This is a genomic window from Acinetobacter kookii (genome assembly GCF_900096895.1).
Classification (GTDB): domain Bacteria; phylum Pseudomonadota; class Gammaproteobacteria; order Pseudomonadales; family Moraxellaceae; genus Acinetobacter; species Acinetobacter kookii.
Window position 1 is genome coordinate 588417 of the sequence record NZ_FMYO01000001.1, and the last position, 20429, is coordinate 608845.

Here is a 20429-nt window from a genome sequence, read left to right on the forward strand (position 1 = left end):
ACTTTAACTATTTCAAACTCTTAAGGTTCTCCCAAGATATGAACATGTACAAGCAGATTTCCCTTTGTCTTCCACTTCTCTTTTGTAGCCAACTCAGCCTTGCTGACTGGATTGATGATTCCGTTAAAAACGTAGAAGCCCACACCATTAAGCTGCGGGAACATATTCATCAGCATCCTGAACTTGGCAACATGGAATTCAAAACTTCTGAGCTGGTACAAAAAGAGTTGAAATCCTATGGCATTGAAGTGCGTAAAGGTTATGCCAAAACCGGTGTGATTGGGGTGCTTAAAGGCGCGAAACCCGGTCCAGTGATGGCACTCCGTGCCGACATGGATGCCCTTCCGATTGAAGAAAAAACTGGACTCCCTTATGCCAGCAAAGCCAAAGCCATGTATCAGGGTGCAGAAACGCATGTCATGCATGGCTGTGGTCACGATGCGCATACCGCGATGTTACTGGGTGCAGCCAAAGCCCTGGCAGCCAATAAAGATAAAATTGCAGGTACAGTGGTATTCGTATTCCAGCCGGCTGAAGAAGGCGGCGCCGATGTCGATAACTTTAGCCAAGGCCATTTAATCGGTTCACGTAAAATGATTGCCGATGGTGCATTGGACAATCCAAAACCGGAAGTGATTTTTGGTATGCACGTCATGGCAGGTATGCCAAGCGGCAATATCTTGTATAAAGATGGCGCGATTCTGAACAGTGCCGATCATTTACGCATTCAAGTGAATGGTAAACAAGTCCACGGCTCCATGCCTTGGCTCGGTCGCGATCCAATCTATGCTTCTTCGCAAATGATCAACAACATGCAAAGTTTGATCAGCCGTAATGCAGATTTGACCAAAGGCATGGGCGTAGTCAGTATTGGCAGCATTCACGGCGGGACAACGGGTAATGTCATCCCCGATCAGGTAAATATGGTCGGCACCATTCGTTCTAACAGTGAAGATGTCCGCCAGGGCATTTTAAAAAGTTTGCCTAAAATGCTAGAACATAATGCTGCTGCAAATAATGTCACTGCAAAAGTGGAAATTGCGCCATACGCGCCTGTGACCACCAATGACAAAACCTTAACAAAACTGATGCAACCCACCCTGGCTCAGGTGAATGGCGAAGACAAACTGCATGTGCTGGACAACAATGCCAGTGCCAGCGAAGATTTTTCATATTATGGTCAGCTGATGCCATCCCTGTTTGTTTTTGTAGGCGCAACGCCTGCTGATCAGGACATGACCAAAGCCGCGCCGAACCATAACCCGTTATTTATCGTCGATAATGCGACCTTAAAAACCGGGGTAGAAAGCCATGTGCGCTTTATCCTGGATTATCCAAAAGTTGCCGAACAGGTACAGGCAGACTGGAAAAAGATGCAAGCTGCAAAAAAATAAAGTCCATTTTTAAAAAAGTGAGCATCCTTTGCTCACTTTTTTACATCTATGTAAAAGTCTTGACGATTGAACACAGAATAGATTTCATTTGAAACCTTGTGCCATTGGACTCAAATCTCAGAATGATAAACTGCAATGCGTTACACAGCTTGACTCTTGGCAGAAAAAACGTCATTTCTCACAGTTTTTTTAACCTGCTAAAAGTACAGCTAAAACCATAAAACTGAATTGAAAAATGGGATCCATCATGGCGAATAAATTCGAATTCAACATTCGTGTATATATTGAAGACACCGATGCAGGTGGCATTGTCTATCATGCTAACCATATTCGTTTTATGGAACGTACGCGTACTGAATGGTTACGTGCGGCAGGTGTTGAACATTACTGGCACCAAAAAGATTATCACTTTGTGGTCCATAAAATTAACGTAAAATATGCACGCCCTATCCTGATGGATGACCTGATTACTGTTACCGCGAGTGTAGTTTCGTGTAAAGCGACATCATTTGTATTGCAACAGAATATTTATCGTGGTGAAATCATGCTTGCATCTGGTGAAGTCGAATTGGCATGTATCAGTGTAGACGGCATGCGTCCAACACGACTTCCTGAGGAAATCCGTTCACTAATTCTGAAAGAGTTAGGACAAGACTAAAAAAATTTATTGGCACATTGTAACTATGGCAACACAACTAGAATCTTCGCTACACGTATCAGATCTTATTTTACAAGCAAGTCCTGTCGTTCAACTGGTAATGCTGCTGCTCCTTCTGGCATCACTATATAGTTGGTATCTGATTGCTAAGTTACATATGAGTTATAAAAAAGCCCAGGCCGAAGATCAACACTTTCAAAAAATCTTCTGGTCGGGCGCCGAATTAAACACCCTGTATAACAATGCCCAGCTCAATTCCAAACGTGTAGGTCTGGAAGATATCTTTTATCAGGGCCTGGGTGAATTTTTAAAACTCAAAAAACGCAATGCGCCTGCCCAGCAAAGCATTGAAGGCACAGAACGCCTTTTACGCGTTGGCTTAAGCCGTGATCAAGGCAATCTGGAGCAGGGTTTGGGTGCGTTGGCGAGCATTGGTTCCGTTGCCCCTTATGTCGGACTGTTCGGTACGGTTTGGGGTATCATGAATGCCTTTATTGGCCTGGCAGATGTCGATCAGGTGACGCTGGCCACTGTTGCTCCGGGTATTGCCGAGGCACTGATTGCAACTGCAATTGGCCTGTTTGCCGCCATTCCTGCCGTTTTGGCCTTTAACCATTACACTGCAAAAGGTGAAGCGGTTTATTCAGACCGTGCTTTATTTGCTGAAGAAATGGTGGCGCTATTACAACGTCAAACTGTGGGTTCTGCACAGGAAAATGACTGATGGCGATTCAACGTTCCGGACGCTTTGAGCGTATCAAAAAACCGTTAAAAAGCGACATGAATGTCGTGCCTTATATTGACGTCATGCTGGTACTTCTGGTGATTTTCATGGTTACTGCACCCATGATTACGACCGGTGTAAAAGTTGATTTGCCTCAAGCCAATGGCACGCCCATGCAGGCCGAAGACCGCCCTGCCATTGTTACGCTTGAAACGGATGGCACCATTAAACTTAAAGATAAATCACATAATAATGATGTACTTACACTGGACGAATTAAAAGCGGTACTGACTGAATCGCAACGCGAAGCTTCAGCACAGAAAAAACAGATGAGTGTACTGATTAACGGCAGTGAATCTCGTCCTTATGGTGAAGTCATGAAACTCATGTCTGCCTTACAGGATGCAGGATTAACTCAAGTAGGTTTACTGACTGAGCCATTAAAATAATTTATGAAAGATTTCACAAAGCCACAATCTAAAGAAAAAACGATTGCGCTTGGATTTACCATCGGTGTCCATGTGGTGGCATTGACTGGCTTACTTTTTTTAGGCATGAGTAAACCACTTGAGCCTCCTAAAAAGATCACGACGGTTTTAGTTAAACCTGAAGATTTAAAACCTGTGACACGTGAAGTCACAGAGTTTGATGAAACAGCCCACCAAAATGTCGCCGAGCAAATTACCCAAACGGCTGAACCAAGTGTGGAACCGGCTCCGGTGATTCCAGTAGCGCCCCCTACTCCAGCGCAAGTAAAACCTGATACTGATAAAGCCGCACAGCAAGCCAAGGCGGCTGCCGAAGCGATGCAAAAAGCTGAACAACAAGCCGCTGAAAATGCAAAAGTCGCTGCAGCCAACAAACTAAAAGCTCAAGCAGAGGCTGCTGAAAAAGCCAAAGCTGATGCGGCAAATAAAGCCAAGACAGAGGCAGCTGCCAAAGCAGAAGCTGATGCCAAACGCAAAATAGATCAGGCTGAACGTGCAAAAGCAGAAAAAGTAAAAGCGGATGCATTAAGAAAAGCGGAAGCGGATAAACAGCGCGCTGAAGCCGCTGCTAAAGCTAAAATAGATGCAGCGAATAAAGCCAAGGCAGATGCAGCTGCGAAAGCAAAAACTGATGCTGCAAATAAAGCCAAGGCTGACGCCGCCGCAAAAGCAAAAGCTGAGGCCACTGCAAAAGCTAAAGCCGATGCCGCTAACAAAGCCAAGGCTGATGCTGCTGCAAAGGCGAAAGCAGATGCAGCGAATAAAGCCAAAGTCGATGCCGCTGCAAAAGCGAAAGCAGATGCGGCTAACAAAGCCAAGGCTGATGCCGCTGCAAAGGCGAAAGCAGATGCGGAAGCTCGTGAACGTGCCGCGGAAGAAGCCAAGGCATCAGCTGCTAAACAGGCTGCAGAAGAAGCGGCAACCAAAAAGGCTGAAGCAAAGAAAATTGCCTCAACTGCAAAACGTGATTTTGAAAATAAAATCAAACGTGCATGGGATATTCCAAGTGGCTCATCAGGTCAAAAAGCCACTGCCCGTGTGACTTTAAGTGATAGCGGTTCGGTTCAGTCAGTAATTGTCAACTCAAGTGACCCTGACATGAAAGCCAGCGTAGAAGCCGCAGTTCGGGCAGCTGCACCTTATCCTATGCCATCCGATCCAGATGCACGACGTGAAGCAAGAACCTTTACTTCGAGCTTTACGGCGAAATAGTATAAAAAGCCACATCAAATTTTGTTTGATGTGGCTTTTTTGGCATTTAAACTAAGACAGCTGATAAAACAGCTAAAATTTTATTCACTTTTCACAGTCTTATAACAGTTTAGTCATCATGATGTGCTTTCAATCATTCAAAATCATGCCATTATGTGACACAAGCAAATTCACAATAATTTATATCTTTTAGAGTACGTAGCAGATGATGGAAATGACGCGTAAACATCTACTTTGCCTGACCATTTTGACCGCTTTAAGCCCGGTATTAGCCACCCAATCCCATGCTCAGTTACATCTGGAGATTGCCAAAGCCCCTGAAGAAGCGCCAAAAATTGCCATTATTCCATTTAATAATGATCAAAGTATTTATCCAATCGTCGAAAACGACCTGAACCGTTCCGGCAAATTTTCCAGCGCTTCCAAAAATCTTCCTGCAACAGCAAGCATGAATGCTCCAAATGCAGAAGCCTGGAAATCTGCCGGTGTTCCCTATGTGGTGACCGGAACAGTGAAAACCACGGACAATGGCAGTTTTGAAGTTCATTATCAGCTCTATGATGTAGAAAAACAGCAATACCTGTTAAATGAATTATTGACTGTACCTGCTTCACGTATTCGTCAAGCCGGCCACATGATCAGTGATGCCATTTATCAGGCTTTAACCGGTATTCCAGGCGATTTTAGCGGTCGTATTGCCTATGTCCTGCGTAATCCTGCCACTCCGGAACAGCGCTATACCCTGCAAATTGCCGATACCGATGGTGAACAGCCGAAAACCATTCTGACTTCCCGTGATCCTATCCTTTCACCAGCCTGGACCCCAGACGCGAAAAAAATTGCTTACGTTTCATTTGAAACCAAACGTCCGGCCATTTACGTACAGGACCTGGCTACAGGAAAACGTGAAAAACTGGCTAGTTTCCGTGGGCTCAATGGCGCACCGAGCTTCTCACCAGATGGCAAGAACATGTTGTTTACGGCTTCCATGCATGGCAATCCTGAAATCTATCAAATGAACCTGGATACGCGAGAACTGCAGCGTATGACCAATGACAGTGCCATTGATACCGAAGCGCGTTATGCTCCTGACGGCAAATCCTTTATTTTCACCTCTGACCGCGGTGGCTCAGCACAGATTTATAGCTATAATTTTGCCAATAGTACAAGTAAGCGTCTGACCTTCCGGGGCGCATTTAATGCCCGTGGTACATTAAGTGCAGATGGCAAAAAAATTGCTTTGGTCCATCGTCCAAGTGGCAGCAATTACAAAGTTGCCATTCAGGACATCAACACCGGTATTACCAACATTCTTACCCCGACCAGCCTGGATGAGTCACCAAGTTTCTCTCCAAATGGTCAAATGGTGGTCTATGCAACCCGTGAAGGAAATCGAGGCTTATTGTCCATCATGTCACTGGATGGCCGTTTCCGCATGAACTTGCCAAGTGAACAGGGCGAAGTTCGCGAACCGGCTTGGGCACCAAAATAACAATTTAATTTTATTAATCTAAAGTAATGATAATCATGGAGATAAAGATGAAAGCAGTTCAATTATTGGTACTTCCTGTGCTTGCAACGGCATTGGTGATGACTGGATGTGCCAGCCGCAAGCCTGCTGCTGAAATTCAGGCAGGACAAAATCCGAGTGAGGCCACTAGCGTCAGTACTGAAGGTCTAAGTGAAGATGCAGCCTTGAATGCACAGAACCTGGCAGGTGCATCATCTAAAGGTGTCACTGCTGCGAACAAGGCGTTCTTGGCCAAGCGTGTGGTTCACTTTGACTATGACAGCAGTGAACTTTCAAATGAAGACTATCAAACCCTTCAGGCACATGCCCAATTTCTTGTCGCCAATGCCAATTCAAAAGTTGCTTTGACCGGTCATACCGATGAACGTGGTACCCGTGAATACAACATGGCTTTGGGTGAACGCCGTGCCAAAGCTGTAGAAAGTTTCCTGCTGACTAACGGTGTTGCTGCAACCCAATTGGAAGCCGTGAGCTATGGTAAGGAAATGCCGATTAATCCAGGTCATGACGAAAATGCATGGAAAGAAAACCGCCGCGTAGAAATTAACTACGAAGCCGTTCCCCCTCTATTAAAATAAGGGTTCCAATAAAAAAGCGCTCAATCTTGAGCGCTTTTTTTAAGCTTTCTCAGATGCTTGAGAGGCTTCTTGCGGATGCTGCATGGATTCAATCAGATCATGCTTGTTGAATTTTTTGTATTCAGGTTTAGCTTCATATGCTTTCCACGCTTCTTTCACTTTTTCGGCAGAAATATCATCTAAACTCATAGCTTCATTTGGCGTTGGAGTCGCATCAAACTTTTGCGTTGTCATAATTATGCTCCTATCACGTTTTCCATAACCTATAGACCCCAACATAGCATTTTCCACAGAACTTACAAGAGTAAAATCGCGACAAATAGTCGAGTTTAATTGTTCTTTTGCCGCGTTCTCATCTAAAATAGCTGCCCATATTCTTTTGATAATTTTTTATCATTTTCTAATTGGAGCTTTCCTGTCATGTCATACCTCACCCTTTCCCAGTATTTACAACAACAAAACGGGAATCTTACACCTGAATTGGCTCAAGTTATTGAAACAATTGGCAATACATGTAAAGACATCGATCAATTATTGCAAAAAGGTGCTTTGGCTGGTGTTTTAGGGAGTGCACAACACGAAAACGTTCAGGGTGAAGAACAAAAGAAACTTGATATTATTTCAAATGATTATTTAATTGATGCCCTAAAAGTCCATCCACACGTGGGTGGTCTGGCTTCTGAAGAATTGGACGAATTCACTCCAGCTCAAGAAAATGGCAAGTATCTGGTATTGTTTGATCCTCTTGATGGTTCTAGCAACATTGATATCAACATGTGTGTCGGGACTATTTTCTCGATTCTTCCAGCAAAACATGCGCTAACCCAGGCAGAAGATTTCTTGCAGGCAGGTACCAACCAGGTCGCAGCAGGTTATGTTCTTTATGGTCCATCCACCATGATGGCGCTGACTGTAGGTGCGGGTGTGGTATTCTTTACTTTCGACCCAGAATCTAAAGAATTTTTGCTGACTTCTGAAAATATTCAGGTTGCCGCAGATACCAAAGAATATGCGATCAATGCATCGAATCAACGTCATTGGGAAGCACCGGTAAAACGTTATATCGACGAGTTGCTTGCAGGTAAAACAGGCCCGCGTGAAAAAGACTTCAACATGCGTTGGGTGGCGTGTATGGTGGGTGATATCCACCGTATTCTTTGCCGTAGCGGTATCTTTATGTACCCATATGACACTAAAGACCCGAAAAAAGCCGGTCGTCTACGTTTAATGTATGAAGCCAACCCTATGAGTATGCTGATGGAACAGGCAGGTGGCGCTTCAACAACGGGGCGTGTACGTATTCTGGACATCCAGCCGACTGAACTTCACCAACGTGTTCCTGTTGTGATTGGTTCTAAAAACGAAGTTGACCTCGTAACTGGCTATCATAATTAATTTTTTATAGCGGAAGTAAGTCCTCATGACTTGCTTCCGTGGATTTATTCTCCCATGCCGACTATTTTTCTAGAATCAAAAGATAATCCCAAAATTAAACACTTGCGTGGCTTAATTGAGCAAAATTCATATCGTAAAAAACAAGGTCAAACCGTACTTGAAGGTACCCATTTGTGTCTGGCCTGGTTAGCTGAAGATAGAAAAATCAAATCTATTTTTACCACCGAACAGGCTTTAAGCCATCCTGACTTCGACCGTATTGCCGAGCAATACCAGGGTGCAGTCTTTGTTATTAGTGAGTCCCTGTATAAGGATTTGAGTACGCTCGGTACCACACTGGCTTGTCTTGCCATCGTCGATTTACCCAGCTCCCGAAATGCACTCGATTTCACAGCAGACACCTTGATTCTGGAAAATATTCAGGATCCGGGCAATGTCGGTACATTACTCCGCTCTGCCGCCGCCGCCGGTATTCACCAAATTGTCTGCACCAAAGGTTCAGCTTCACTCTGGTCGCCACGGGTACTCCGTGCAGGAATGGGTGCACATTTTTCCTTGCATACTTATGAAAATGTGGCGCTGGAAGATATTTTGTCTCAATTCAAGATTCCGGTATACGTAACCAGTTCACATGAATCAGAAAGTTTGTATACGAAAGATTTGACCCAAGCCTGTGTCTGGATTTTAGGCAACGAAGGCCAAGGTGTTTCTGAATATGCGCTTGCACATGCACAGGCGGTTTCAATTCCCCAGCCGGGCGGACAGGAATCGTTAAACGTTGCCATCGCCGGTTCAGTCTGTTTCTTCGAGATGGTTCGCCAGCGTTTATAAACTGCTCTTTCGTTACTTTATTTTAAACATCCCTGGTGGATGTTTAAAAATAGACTACACTAGAAAAATAATATTATTTTTGTCAACCAAACCATTATTTCCAACGTTATTTGATCATGAAATTGGAAATAATGGTGGGTATCCAATGACAGGATTTTCCATCTCTATGGATTCAGCACCGAAACAGTCTCAGTCGGAAAATTTAAGTACTTTGAAGAGTACGGCTGAACAACGCCTGAAGATTTTTATGCAGGATGTGACTGGACGTGCCCTGGTCATGATGGAAAGTGCGACCCAAGGTCAACAAGGCATTGCGATGGATTTGGTACAGGAAGCATTTATTTCCTTGCACAAAGCCTATGCCGATAAATCGACTGATGAATGGTATCCCCTGTTTTATACCATCTTAAACCATAAACTGCAGGACTGGCGCAGAAAGGAAGCCCGTCGGGCGCAACCTTTTTCTTTTTTCAAGAAAGTTAGTCTGGATGATGATGATATTGAGCTGAATGATATTGTCGATGAAAACACTCCCAGTCCCTTCGATTTTCTTGATCAAGCCGTGACGGCCGAAGAAATAAAAGAAGCCATCGCTCAGCTTCCTGTTCGCCAGCAACAAGCCTTTATGCTTCGTGCCTGGGAAGGTTTTGATACACACACGACGGCACAAATCATGCAGTGCAGTGAAGGTAGTGTAAAAACTCATTATCACCGTGCTATTCAAGGTCTCCGGGCTGCTTTAGCACATTTGAATCCATATCGTGGAGGGTCATCCGAATGAAACAAGATGATTTCTTAAAACAAGTTACTTCCAAACTCGATGGGCTCGCACAACATCACCAAGCTAAACCTGTGGTGATGAATCACGTGATCGAAGAAATTCAAGCACGGGAAACATCCCGTTATGGTCTTTGGAAAATGTCAGGTTTTGCTCTTGCTGCAGCCATAGCTGGATTTGTGGTGTTGCCAGACTCCTTTGAAATGTCAACAAAACCTCAAAATCAAGTGGTGGTGACTCCAAAACTATCCCCTCAAATGGTTGAAGATTTGGAAATGTTACTGGTATTAGGTGAGGATAAGGTTCCACATGGCAGCTAAAAAATTAGCATTTGCTTTTTGTGCACTCGGATTTTTACAAACCAGTTTTGCTGGTTTCGAACGTTTTTGGATTTTTTCCAAAGATGCCGATACTCAAGTTGCAGAAACCTGGGAAACATTATCCGATAGTGAACAACGTGCACTCATTCAACGTTACCAATCGCTGAAAGAATTACCTGAAGCCCAAAGTACCACCTTACAGCAACGTATGGATTGGTTTACCCAGCTTCCAGAGCAAGAAAAACAAAAAATGCGTGAAACCTGGCAGAAAATGAGCAGCCAGGAACGTAGAGAATTAGGTCTCCGTATGCAAAAGGCGACACCCGAAGAGCGCCCCCTCATTCGTGAAGAATATATCAGTAAATATTTCCCACAAACGACTACCATTCATTAATCATGTGATTATTTTTAAAAAGTTAAAGTCAAAAAAGCCGCTGAAGTCAGCGGCTTTTTTATCACTTCATGCGATAACGTCGATATAAAGTTAAACCTAGAAGAGCAAATACCCCATACACTCCGAATGAACCCCCACCACTCGATGTTGAATTGGTATTCTGGGCAGTGTTGTTTAAATAAATAGTTGCCGTATTCGATCCCAATCCCTCAGCATCATATATTTTATAAGTCACCGGATAATCGAACTGACTGAAATTATTCTTAACTGCAAAATGTAATTTTCCACCATAACATATATTGCTGACATCATTACCAGGACAAGGACCCTGACGCTCTGCCGTCATAGTCAACCCAGCTGGTAACTTCTCAATTTGGATTGGAATCTCTTGTCCTTGTTTATCCTGGTAAAATGCTGGTTTTGCTGCAGGTAAAGTAGAAGTCAGGCCATCACCATCATCATGATCATTTTCCAGAGGATTAACGGTTATTTCCAGATTAGAACTTGAGCTAATTGAATAGATATCGTTCTTTGCAACAGGAGTAATATTAACAAAACTTGCCTGTAAAATACCTGAAGACTGCTTGGCTTCACCACCTTTCTCTTTAAGCGTGTATTTACAGTAGGCATAATCAGCAGGATTCAGCAATTCACCGCGTGTGCGATAGATCATGATCTGTTTAAAATCTGCATTCCATTCGCATTTTAAGTCATCCAGTCCACCTTTTAGCACAGCATTACCACCGGTGACGGTGAGTGTGCCAATGCCATAAGGCTCAACCTCAACGGTATAGTTATCGGCATTTAAACTCTTGATGCGATAATCTTCACCCGATGTATCACTTACCCGCTCTTCTGTAGGAATCGCCAGTACAAATGGATCAAAATAAATTGCACGGTATTTTTGGTGCTGCTTGGTATATGTCAACAGGTTTTCATATTGAACTAATTCCTCTTTGAAATCATTGATCCCGGTTGAGTTTTTAACTCCTTCTGCAATTAATGCCTTAAGTTCATCAATATTGGACTGATAAAATTCCAATAAACTAATAATCGAGCTATTTTTTAAATCTGTAATATCTATAGCGGATAAATTCATACGTTCAACCGAACCAATATCGCAGCTATTCTTTTTGCTTGGTTCAAGTTGTAAAACCGTATCTAAAAAACGGCTTAAACCGCGTTGATCAAAATCACTGCAACCTGAACGATTGACATCAATTAAATCTGCCGCATTTTGATTATCTCTTGGATAATATAAAGGCAAGAACATATTATATGCTGATGATTCTGTCATCCTAGACAGTAAGCTAGAAAAACTGATATTAGAGACATCTAAGTTTTTCGAACTTTCAATCGTGGATTCTAAAGCAATTTTTGGTAACACACATTGATTTAATCCTGTCGCCAAGTTCAAGGCATTATTGCTTGCAACAAAGATCATTTTTTCACTCGGAACACCATTATCCGAGTTATAACGACAAGATTTATCCGAATTATTAAAAGCTAAAATGTTAAATGCGAAAACTTTGGCGCCCGATTCATCATATAAAAAAGTGCTATATCCCGAGTTTTCTACAATCGTATTACTGATAGCAGTAAAAGTCGAATAAGGGCTAAAACGATCTAAACCGTCGCTTACTGCCCGTAGAATGCTACCGCTGCTTGAGTTTGCTATATTCTGTGCAATCGTATTCGCAGATAAGTTTATATTTGCAACACCACAAAAATCCAATGTACTGGTACTGCTGGTCGAACCATTCTGAATAATACTGCTTTGAGAAATAGTCACTGCAGGTTTGGTATCACCCAGATTGCTGTAACAATCCATTGCTATGACACTGCCTTTATTGGCCTGATTTCCTTGAATTAAGCTGTTACTTATCTTGACTTCTTTTTCAATATTTTGCGCAATATTATAAATTGCCCCACCCGCAATATCCGCCTTCGAGTTTAGAATTGCACCTTTATTGAAGCTTAAAGTCCCACCGAGCAATAATGCTCCACCCCGACCATTTTCAGCATAACCTTTTTCAAGTTGAATATCATTTAGCGTTAGACTGGTTTCACTCTCGCTGGTATTAAAAATTCTTGAACGATTTTCACCACTAATAATAGTTTTGATCTTTTCAAATCCAGGATATTTTTGCGTCAGTTTATCTTTTTCATCATAGTTAAAACGTGAAATGCCACTAATCACCAAAGCCGATTCCGGCACCAGCTCTGAATTTAACCTATATATACCAGCTTCTAATTGAATCTTATCCGCTACACCATTCAGTGTATTTCCGGAAGTACATCCCCCATAAGCTGTATTTTTTTTCGCAGTAATGATTGCTTCACGCAATGAACAAGCATTTGTGTTCTCGCCATTTTCATCTGCAAATGTTGTGACTTTAATGGTTTTATCTTCTGCTGCCATTAATGACATAGCGGATAAAACCATCACACAGAGCAATCCTTTTTTATAATTGTGCATCACTTTTCCCTATTTCTTATTTTTTATAATGACGTAGACCCATTAGACCTAATAAAGCCAATATATTCAACAACCCCAATGCACCACCTGATGTGTTGACGCTCTTGCTTTCCATAGCATTACTTTGCTCTTGCACGATATTTGCACTAAGCACCAGATATTTTTTATTTTCATTAAAACGTGTAGAAGATGTAACGACACGCAGTTCAAAAATATCCGCACCGCGCCAACTACCATTTGGCGTGTAAACCAAATTACCATCAATATCTAAAGTCAGTGAACCTTTGCTCTCCGTTAAGGTTTGATCAACATATACACAGCCGTCTTGCCATTGTTCACCATTAGGATGTTTGCCCAATAACGCTTCACATTTTTCTTTCGGATATAGGTCGCTGTCACCCAGGTATTGCAAAATATTGATTTTCGCTGTTTCACCTACTTTTAAATCCTGTCCAATACGTGAAATAGTCGTGGGTACAATAATCTCGATAGCACCGCGGTCACACCAGCTGTTATCAGTGGTTCGGCTCATATCACGCTGGTCTAATCCTTCACAGATCACCTGGACATGCTCAGTATTTGAATCAACTCGCCCTTTATTTAAAATGAGCGTATCAAACATGTTCTTTGCACTCAGTAAAATACGTGGCCGTATATATCCTAAAAAGCTATCTTTTGGTGTTGCATAAGGACAAAGTAAGGCTTCCTGGTCTGCAATAAGTGATTTACAACTACTCTCGCTACTGTCTCCTGCAAAAACTTTATTTCCAGTCCAAAATTCATTCGGATAATTGAGATCACCACTTCTACATTCAGAAGTAACCAGGTTATTTTGCAAAATACTTTTATCATCACCACTAAATTGGCAATTATTATTTGTTCCGTTTGGATTACCAATCACAATACTGTTAGCCATATAGCCTTGAGCATTTGGTGCTTCAAATTGCACCCCAGCGGTATTTGCAACAATGGTAAGGTTATTTAAGCCTACCCCATCCCGAATGTTAACAGCATGGCCTGTGTTATTCACAAAGGTACTATTGGTAATCATATTGATCTTAGAGGGAAAGGTCAGTTTAGAGGGGTCTAGAATATTCTTTTCGCTAAAAATATTAGCCGCACCCGACGTGGTTTTATTATTTTTAAAAACGACATTCGTGATGGTGAAATTTGGCCGTTGGCTGTATAAAATACCACCACTCACTGCTTCGTTATTTTCAATCAAACTGTTGCTAATCGATACACGGCTACTATATACGTCGGCATCGGCATTTTCACCCACATTATAGATAGCTCCTCCTAAACGCGCTATTCCTCCCGTGAGTTTGACATACTTTAGAACCAGGTTTTCATTGTTGTATAAAATACCACCGCGATCGGCACAGACGCTCTTTTGACAACCTTCAAAACTGACTTCTTGTATGTTTACCGTAACGCGTTCTTGGGCATTATCATCAATATTAAAAATTTGATCTTGGCCTGTCATACGAATAATCGCGTTGTTTAAACCGGCAACAGCAGTATCACTCACATTAGTTTCATAATAAGTTTTCAGATTAAGTGCTGATGTAATATTAATTTTGCTTGTCAGCGTATAGATTTTTAATTTATCTAACAGAATAGTTGAGGTAGAGTTTTCTCCTCCACATCCATAAAAACCTTGTTTAGGCAACCCCAGATTAACGTATTCTATTGCTTCACGTAATGAGCATTCTTTATCATCTTTTTTAGTATCTTCAGTGGTATTTACAATAATGTCCGCACTATAAGCATGTCCTGCAAAGCATAACATCCCTATACCTATGCTCCGTTTGAGCATATTACTCTCCTTATATTCTTTAATTTTTTTTATTCTTTAGTTGCAATATCCCTGCAACATCGAACTATTTTGATGTACTTTGTCACAGCTTGAACAATTTCTCAAGATTTTTTATTGTTTACCGATATTCATCGATCAGGGCATAAATTTGTCTTAAATTCGCATGACTGATTTTGGTTTTTTCCCCTTTTAACAGTTGAATAAGCTGTTCTAAGGTTTGCAGTAAAACCGAAGTCTGATGAGGTCCATGCGCCAACAAATAATCGATAATCTGCTGGTCAATATGAATTCCCCGACGCGATAATACCGAGTTCACCAATGCATAACGGTCAGCATATAAACTCCCCGATGGCACCTTCACACTGACTGCCTGAGTCAAGCGAGACTGTAAATCCGGAAGTTCAAGCTTCAATTCAATCGGTGCGACACGGGATGAAAAAACCAGTTGCCCCCCACCTTCATTATTATAATTAATTAAATGAAAGACTGCTTTTTGCCAATGTGGAACACCACTAATCGCTTCAATATCATCCAGTGCGACCAGATCATATTGATCTAATGAGGTAATTGCTTCAGTAGGGGCATCCAGCAATTCAAGCAGTGAAACCTGAATTGCCGATTTACCTATTTCCAGATAAGAATCACAAATAGCAGAAAGCAAATGACTCTTGCCAGATCCTGCGCCGCCATAGACATAAAAGCGGTTCATTAAACCGGCATGGAGTTGTCGAACTGCATCGATCACATGTCCCCATCCCGGCCCAGAAAAATCGCTAATTCTGGCATCCAGTTGCGGTTCTATATCGAGTTGCAGTTGACGCATATATGAGCTTTAACCTTAAGGTTCTTTATTGTCTATCAGTTCAATCTTACTCGATTTTTCAGCCTCTTGCAGATTTTTTGATTCCTGATTTTTCACTTCAATATCGACATCTACTTGATCGGCTTCAATCGAAATTGAGTTTGCTCCAGCATCTTGTATGATCAGTGTAGATTGCCTATAAATATGGCTCTTTTCATAACATTCTCGTGCGTGACGTAGCAATACCACAATCACGGCAGCAACAGGCAAGGCAATCAGCATTCCCAAGAAACCAGCAAGCTGGGCACCAGCCAATACCGCGAATACCACAGCAACTGGAGATAAACCAATTTTATCACCTAACAGGAAGGGTTGCAGAATATAACCTTCTACTGCCTGCCCTACCATGAAAACCACACCGACCAATGCCAGGTGAACCCAGTCAAGACCAAATTGAAATAAGGCCGCAATAACAGCAGCGATTATTCCAACCGCAAACCCCAGATAAGGAATGATACTGGCCAGCCCTGCAATCATGCCAATAATCAGGCCCACTTCCAGTCCGATCAGCTGCAAACCCGCTGCATACACTACCCCCAGCAAAAACATCACCAAGAACTGACCTTTAACAAAGGCACCTAGAACACTATGACACTCCGCTACAATATTTAAGGTGGTCTTTTCATAGGGACGCGGAATCAGGCGGCGCAGGCTGTCTAGCATACGGTCCCAATCCAGCAGAAAATAGAAGGCAATAATTGGAATTAATATGATCGTTCCGCCAATCTGAATAAAATTCAGACCCGACTGGGCAACTTTCAGCACGACCGCCTGAATACTGTCTGCACTATAATTGGTTTGAATGTAATCCATAATGGCCAAGGACATCTGCTCGGTATCTATTTCCATTGGCACCAGATTGAATGTATTCGACAACCACGGCAGGAAGGTATAGTTTACCCAGTGAATACCTGCAGGAATACTGGTTTTAGCATACATCAGCTGTTTCCAGACCAATGGGACCAAATACCACATTGCCAAGGTAAGCACGATACCAATACCGATAAAGACCACACTAATCGACATCCAGCGCGGCAAACCGATATTATGCAACTTATCTACTAAAGGACTAAATAAATAGGCAATTAAAAATGCCCCTATAAAGGGTAATACCACCGGTTTAAGCAGATACAGAACCCACAGGAGGAATACGATTGCTGCAAGTATAAAAATGCGTCGTGAGGTGCGATCGACCATAGAAACTCGCCTTTTTTCGGTTTATTTGTTCTAGACAGTAAAATATTTTAATAAAGATAGCATTTTAGCGCATAAATAACATAAGAGTTTCGTATATTCGGGTATAATCGCGGCGCGAATGCGGAGACTTCATTATGAGCAACTCAACTTCCCCTAACACTGGTTTAAGCTATAAAGATGCGGGTGTCGACATTGAAGCGGGCGACTTACTTGTCGATCGTATCAAATCTGTCGCAAAACGTACTTCCCGTCCTGAAGTAATGGGCGGACTAGGCGGCTTCGGCGCACTTTGTAAAATCCCTAAAGGTTATGAAGAACCTGTTCTCGTATCTGGCACAGATGGTGTTGGTACAAAATTACGTTTGGCATTGAATTTGAACCGTCATGACACGATTGGTCAGGACCTGGTGGCAATGTGTGTCAACGATCTTCTTGTATGTGGTGCAGAACCATTATTCTTCCTCGATTACTATGCAACGGGTCACCTCAATGTAGACGTTGCAGCAAATGTAGTGACAGGTATTGGCGCGGGTTGTGAGCTTGCTGGCTGTGCACTTGTAGGCGGTGAAACTGCTGAAATGCCAGGCATGTATGAAGGCGAAGACTATGACCTGGCAGGCTTCTGTGTAGGTGTGGTTGAGCAAAGCAAAATTATTGATGGCTCTAAAGTCAAAGCGGGTGACGTTTTAGTGGGTGTTGCGTCTTCAGGTGCACATTCAAACGGCTACTCTCTTCTTCGTAAAATTCTTGACGTGAAAAACGTTGACCTCACTCAAATTGTTGACGGTCGTCCCCTTGCAGATACGGCAATGGAACCAACACGTATTTACGTCAAACCAATTCTTGAATTGCTTAAACAGGTTGATGTTCACGCGATGGCACACATCACGGGTGGCGGTTTACCGGGTAATTTACCTCGCGTACTTCCAAACGGTGCTCAGGCAGTGATTAATGAATCTTCTTGGCAATGGCCTGAACTGTTCAAACTTCTTCAAAAAGAAGGTGGCGTTGAACAATTTGAAATGTACCGCACATTCAACTGTGGCGTAGGTATGGTGCTTGCTGTTGACGCTGCTGATGCAGACAAAACTGTTGAAATCCTCAACGGCCTTGGCGAAAAAGCATGGACCATGGGTCATATCGTTGACAATGCCGAATCAGTTGAAGGCGCAGACGAAAAAATCCGTGTGGTTTTTGCATAAGTACTTCGCATGATTAAAATTGCTGTTCTTGTTTCCGGAAGTGGATCTAACCTGCAAGCCCTGATTGATGCCAATCTCTCAGGTCAAATTGTCGGGGTGATTTCCAATAAACCGGAAGCATATGCTTTAGAGCGTGCTGCAAAAGCAGGAATTCAAACTGCAGTAATTGAACACAAGCAATATCCTAACCGTGAAGCCTTTGATGATGTGATGCATCAGCAATTGCTCGATTGGGATGTTGATCTGGTGGTTCTTGCAGGCTTTATGCGCATCTTGAGTGCCAAATTTGTCAAAGCCTGGGAAGGAAAAATGCTCAACATTCACCCTTCCCTGCTGCCGTACTACAAAGGCATGCACACCCATCAACGGGTACTCAACACAGGTGATGTACTGCATGGCTGTACGGTGCATTATGTCACTGCCGAACTGGATGCAGGTCAGCCACTTGCGCAAGGTGTGCTAAAAGTAAATCTGCATGATAATGCTACTTCTTTAGCAAATCGGGTTCATGTGCTTGAACATTTAATCTACCCGCAAGTGGTGGAATGGATTTGTACAGGCGCAGTCCAGCATACTGAACAGGGTGTGCTGTATCGTGGTCAGGCAATAAAAGAGCCCGTGCAATTCTGCAGGTTTTAAAGAATAAAAAACGCATCCGAGGATGCGTTTTTTATTGCTTTATTTTTTAATCATTAACTGGAGCAGAAATTACACTGCCGGCTGCTGAATCAGTTGCTTGATCAACGCGACGGTCTCTAGCGGTTTTTCCAGTGGAAACATGTGGCTTCCCGGAACAACCGTATATGGAATACCAAACTTCTTTTTCGCGATTTGCGGAAAGCCCCGCCCAATAAACGGCCCTTGTTCCGCCATTAGCAGCTGGACAGGCACTTGAGGTTTCGGCTGCGGCAGCCACCATAATGATGGATTGGTTCTAAAAATATTCACCTCATCCATTTTTGCAATGGTCAACTCCACACCGCCCCGCACCTTATCCTCAGTTAAAGCATGATCGATATAGGCCTGAAAGCAGTCCGCATCAAAGTGTTGATAAAAGCCTTTGGGACGAAGCAATTCTGCCGCCTGTTCACGACTTTCCCAATGATCTCTGCGACGTAAAGATAAAGAGGCTGGCGACATTTTATCCACGGCTTTTAGCTTCAAGGTTTTAGCTACATGTAAAGCAAAGCCCTCTTTACCCATAATTAAGGGCGGATCAATCATAATGACCTGTTGAAACAGCTCTGGACGTTTTAAGGCTGCCTGAAAAGTCAGCACCGATCCTAAAGAATGACCGAGGCCAATGACTTTGCTGCCATTGGCCTGGCGCACAATACTGTCAATGACCTGATTGGTCAGGCTGTTCCAGTGATTGTCTATGGGGTAACGCTTGTCTGGACCAAGCAAGGGCACATAAATAATGTCATATTCATCTTTCAGTCCATCAAACAGCTTTTGATAAACTTTTGATGGCACGCCATTGGCGTGCGCAAAGTGGATCACGGGTTTCATTGCAATTTTGTCGTTTGTTCAGATTGGACCTGTTGTGAAATTGAGCTGGCAAAACCTTGCCCCATTGAACTTCCCATACGTCCTAGTACTGAATCGAAAGGATTATATTCAATGGTGTAATTGACTGCTTTTTCCAGTTTCAGCTCTCGTTTCAAGCTATTTAAACTGCCGGTACGGTCTGCAATGCCCAGTTTCACGGCCTGTTCACCTGTCCAGAACAAACCTGAGAATATTGCAGGATCGTTCGACTTCAATTTTTTACCCCGCCCCTGTTTCACGGCATTGATAAAGTGGTCATGTACATTATCCAGCACCCCTTGTACATGGGCTTTTTGCGCAGCATCCACCGGCTGAGTCATGGATAAAAGTGCCTTATTTTCACCAGAGGTCATGGTACGGTCTTCAACACCTAATTTCTGCATTAAACCATTCACGCCATAGTTCGGCATAATCACCCCAATAGAACCCACCAGACTTGAAGGATTGACAATAATTTCGTCAGCAGCAGAAGCAATGTAATATGCACCCGAAGCACCAGTATCCCCAATGATGGCGTACAGTTTTTTATCTGCATGGTCTTTTTTCAAATATTGAATTTCTTGCCAGATTTCATCCGATTGAACCGGTGAGCCACCTGGTGAATTAATATTGAGAACCACGGCTTTACTTTGCTTGTTTTCAAAGGCTTTCTTGAGCGCTTTAACGGTATCCGTGCTATTCACACTTTGCTTGTCTGCAGCAATGGTGCCAATAATATCGACTACGGCAATATGCGAACTGGTCGTTGCCGTAGGATCTGTGGTTGATGTACTGCAGCTTTTCGCCATCAGCACCAAAATAAAAAGAATATAAGCAAAAGTGAGAAATTTAAAGAAGATTCCCCAACGACGCGCACGGCGCTGTTCTTCTACAGAGGCTAAAACGGCTTTTTCTAAAATATGCCATTCTTTGCCAGTTATATTTTGTGAATTATGTGGTGTATTTTGAATTTCATTTTCTGGTTTTGGTGGCCAATCGGACATGGAAAACGATCCACTGTTGAGTTAAATTGGACT

The 20429-nt window shown here is 42.9% G+C and carries 21 protein-coding genes; 14 read left to right on the forward strand and 7 right to left on the reverse strand.

The window, feature by feature from the left end; genetic code table 11:
* Window positions 1-44 precede the first annotated feature (44 nt).
* The 7 genes from BLP85_RS02890 to pal all read left to right on the forward strand — a co-directional run bounded on the left by BLP85_RS02890 (window position 45) and on the right by pal (window position 6585).
* On the forward strand, window positions 45-1394 hold the full coding sequence (locus BLP85_RS02890; RefSeq protein ID WP_171259622.1) for an amidohydrolase: 1350 nt from the start codon (window positions 45-47) through the stop codon (window positions 1392-1394).
* Window positions 1395-1641: 247 nt separating this feature from the next.
* A complete protein-coding gene (gene ybgC / locus BLP85_RS02895; RefSeq protein WP_092818632.1) occupies window positions 1642-2052 on the forward strand; it encodes a tol-pal system-associated acyl-CoA thioesterase in 411 nt (136 codons plus the stop codon).
* A gap of 25 nt (window positions 2053-2077) precedes the next feature.
* The gene (tolQ, locus tag BLP85_RS02900; RefSeq protein WP_092818633.1) at window positions 2078-2776 is read left to right on the forward strand and encodes a protein TolQ; all 699 of its coding nucleotides are present in this window, start codon (window positions 2078-2080) and stop codon (window positions 2774-2776) included.
* The gene (gene tolR, locus BLP85_RS02905; RefSeq protein ID WP_092818634.1) at window positions 2776-3225 is read left to right on the forward strand and encodes a protein TolR; all 450 of its coding nucleotides are present in this window, start codon (window positions 2776-2778) and stop codon (window positions 3223-3225) included. The genes tolQ and tolR overlap by 1 nt, the downstream gene beginning before the upstream one ends.
* A 3-nt stretch (window positions 3226-3228) precedes the next feature.
* Window positions 3229-4476 (forward strand): cell envelope integrity protein TolA, encoded by a 1248-nt coding sequence (tolA, locus tag BLP85_RS02910; protein ID WP_092818635.1) that lies wholly within the window; start codon window positions 3229-3231, stop codon window positions 4474-4476.
* 208 nt (window positions 4477-4684) lie between these two features.
* Window positions 4685-5968, forward strand: coding sequence for a Tol-Pal system beta propeller repeat protein TolB (gene tolB / locus BLP85_RS02915; protein WP_171259639.1), 1284 nt, complete (start codon window positions 4685-4687; stop codon window positions 5966-5968).
* Window positions 5969-6015: 47 nt separating this feature from the next.
* Complete coding sequence (gene pal, locus BLP85_RS02920) at window positions 6016-6585, forward strand: peptidoglycan-associated lipoprotein Pal (protein WP_092818637.1); 570 nt, start codon at window positions 6016-6018, stop codon at window positions 6583-6585.
* 39 nt (window positions 6586-6624) lie between these two features.
* On the opposite strand, the gene BLP85_RS02925 is transcribed toward pal, so the two are convergent.
* Window positions 6625-6819 carry an NF038105 family protein gene (locus BLP85_RS02925; protein WP_086196183.1) on the reverse strand — a complete coding sequence of 65 codons (195 nt, stop codon included), beginning with the start codon at window positions 6817-6819 and terminating at the stop codon, window positions 6625-6627.
* Window positions 6820-7005: 186 nt separating this feature from the next.
* Here BLP85_RS02925 and BLP85_RS02930 point away from each other — a divergent pair, with 186 nt between their 5' ends.
* The 5 genes from BLP85_RS02930 to BLP85_RS02950 all read left to right on the forward strand — a co-directional run bounded on the left by BLP85_RS02930 (window position 7006) and on the right by BLP85_RS02950 (window position 10303).
* Window positions 7006-7980 (forward strand): class 1 fructose-bisphosphatase, encoded by a 975-nt coding sequence (locus BLP85_RS02930; protein WP_092818638.1) that lies wholly within the window; start codon window positions 7006-7008, stop codon window positions 7978-7980.
* A 54-nt stretch (window positions 7981-8034) separates the two neighbouring features.
* Window positions 8035-8811 (forward strand): TrmH family RNA methyltransferase, encoded by a 777-nt coding sequence (locus BLP85_RS02935; RefSeq protein ID WP_092818639.1) that lies wholly within the window; start codon window positions 8035-8037, stop codon window positions 8809-8811.
* 166 nt (window positions 8812-8977) lie between these two features.
* Window positions 8978-9592 carry an RNA polymerase sigma factor gene (locus BLP85_RS02940; protein ID WP_092818640.1) on the forward strand — a complete coding sequence of 205 codons (615 nt, stop codon included), beginning with the start codon at window positions 8978-8980 and terminating at the stop codon, window positions 9590-9592.
* Complete coding sequence (locus tag BLP85_RS02945; protein ID WP_092818641.1) at window positions 9589-9909, forward strand: hypothetical protein; 321 nt, start codon at window positions 9589-9591, stop codon at window positions 9907-9909. Before BLP85_RS02940 ends, BLP85_RS02945 begins: the two co-directional genes overlap by 4 nt.
* Window positions 9899-10303 carry a DUF3106 domain-containing protein gene (locus BLP85_RS02950; RefSeq protein WP_092818642.1) on the forward strand — a complete coding sequence of 135 codons (405 nt, stop codon included), beginning with the start codon at window positions 9899-9901 and terminating at the stop codon, window positions 10301-10303. Before BLP85_RS02945 ends, BLP85_RS02950 begins: the two co-directional genes overlap by 11 nt.
* A gap of 61 nt (window positions 10304-10364) precedes the next feature.
* On the opposite strand, the gene BLP85_RS02955 is transcribed toward BLP85_RS02950, so the two are convergent.
* From BLP85_RS02955 to cxpE, 4 genes are all read right to left on the reverse strand, one after another.
* The gene (locus BLP85_RS02955; protein ID WP_092818643.1) at window positions 10365-12782 is read right to left on the reverse strand and encodes a CSLREA domain-containing protein; all 2418 of its coding nucleotides are present in this window, start codon (window positions 12780-12782) and stop codon (window positions 10365-10367) included.
* Window positions 12783-12798: 16 nt separating this feature from the next.
* A complete protein-coding gene (gene rbtA / locus BLP85_RS02960) occupies window positions 12799-14601 on the reverse strand; it encodes a rhombotarget A (RefSeq protein ID WP_092818644.1) in 1803 nt (600 codons plus the stop codon).
* A gap of 118 nt (window positions 14602-14719) precedes the next feature.
* Window positions 14720-15424 (reverse strand): DnaA regulatory inactivator Hda, encoded by a 705-nt coding sequence (gene hda, locus BLP85_RS02965; protein WP_092818645.1) that lies wholly within the window; start codon window positions 15422-15424, stop codon window positions 14720-14722.
* Window positions 15425-15439: 15 nt separating this feature from the next.
* Window positions 15440-16660, reverse strand: coding sequence for a chloramphenicol efflux transporter CxpE (gene cxpE, locus BLP85_RS02970; RefSeq protein WP_092818646.1), 1221 nt, complete (start codon window positions 16658-16660; stop codon window positions 15440-15442).
* A 134-nt stretch (window positions 16661-16794) separates the two neighbouring features.
* Here cxpE and purM point away from each other — a divergent pair, with 134 nt between their 5' ends.
* The gene (gene purM, locus BLP85_RS02975) at window positions 16795-17862 is read left to right on the forward strand and encodes a phosphoribosylformylglycinamidine cyclo-ligase (RefSeq protein ID WP_092818647.1); all 1068 of its coding nucleotides are present in this window, start codon (window positions 16795-16797) and stop codon (window positions 17860-17862) included.
* 9 nt (window positions 17863-17871) lie between these two features.
* Window positions 17872-18501, forward strand: a complete 630-nt coding sequence (purN, locus tag BLP85_RS02980; RefSeq protein WP_092818648.1) for a phosphoribosylglycinamide formyltransferase — start codon at window positions 17872-17874, stop codon at window positions 18499-18501.
* Window positions 18502-18570: 69 nt separating this feature from the next.
* Here purN and BLP85_RS02985 read toward each other — a convergent pair whose 3' ends face one another.
* Both BLP85_RS02985 and sppA read right to left on the reverse strand, forming a co-directional pair.
* Complete coding sequence (locus BLP85_RS02985; RefSeq protein ID WP_092818649.1) at window positions 18571-19374, reverse strand: alpha/beta fold hydrolase; 804 nt, start codon at window positions 19372-19374, stop codon at window positions 18571-18573.
* Window positions 19371-20396 carry a signal peptide peptidase SppA gene (gene sppA / locus BLP85_RS02990; protein WP_092818650.1) on the reverse strand — a complete coding sequence of 342 codons (1026 nt, stop codon included), beginning with the start codon at window positions 20394-20396 and terminating at the stop codon, window positions 19371-19373. Before sppA ends, BLP85_RS02985 begins: the two co-directional genes overlap by 4 nt.
* Window positions 20397-20429: the final 33 nt, after the last annotated feature.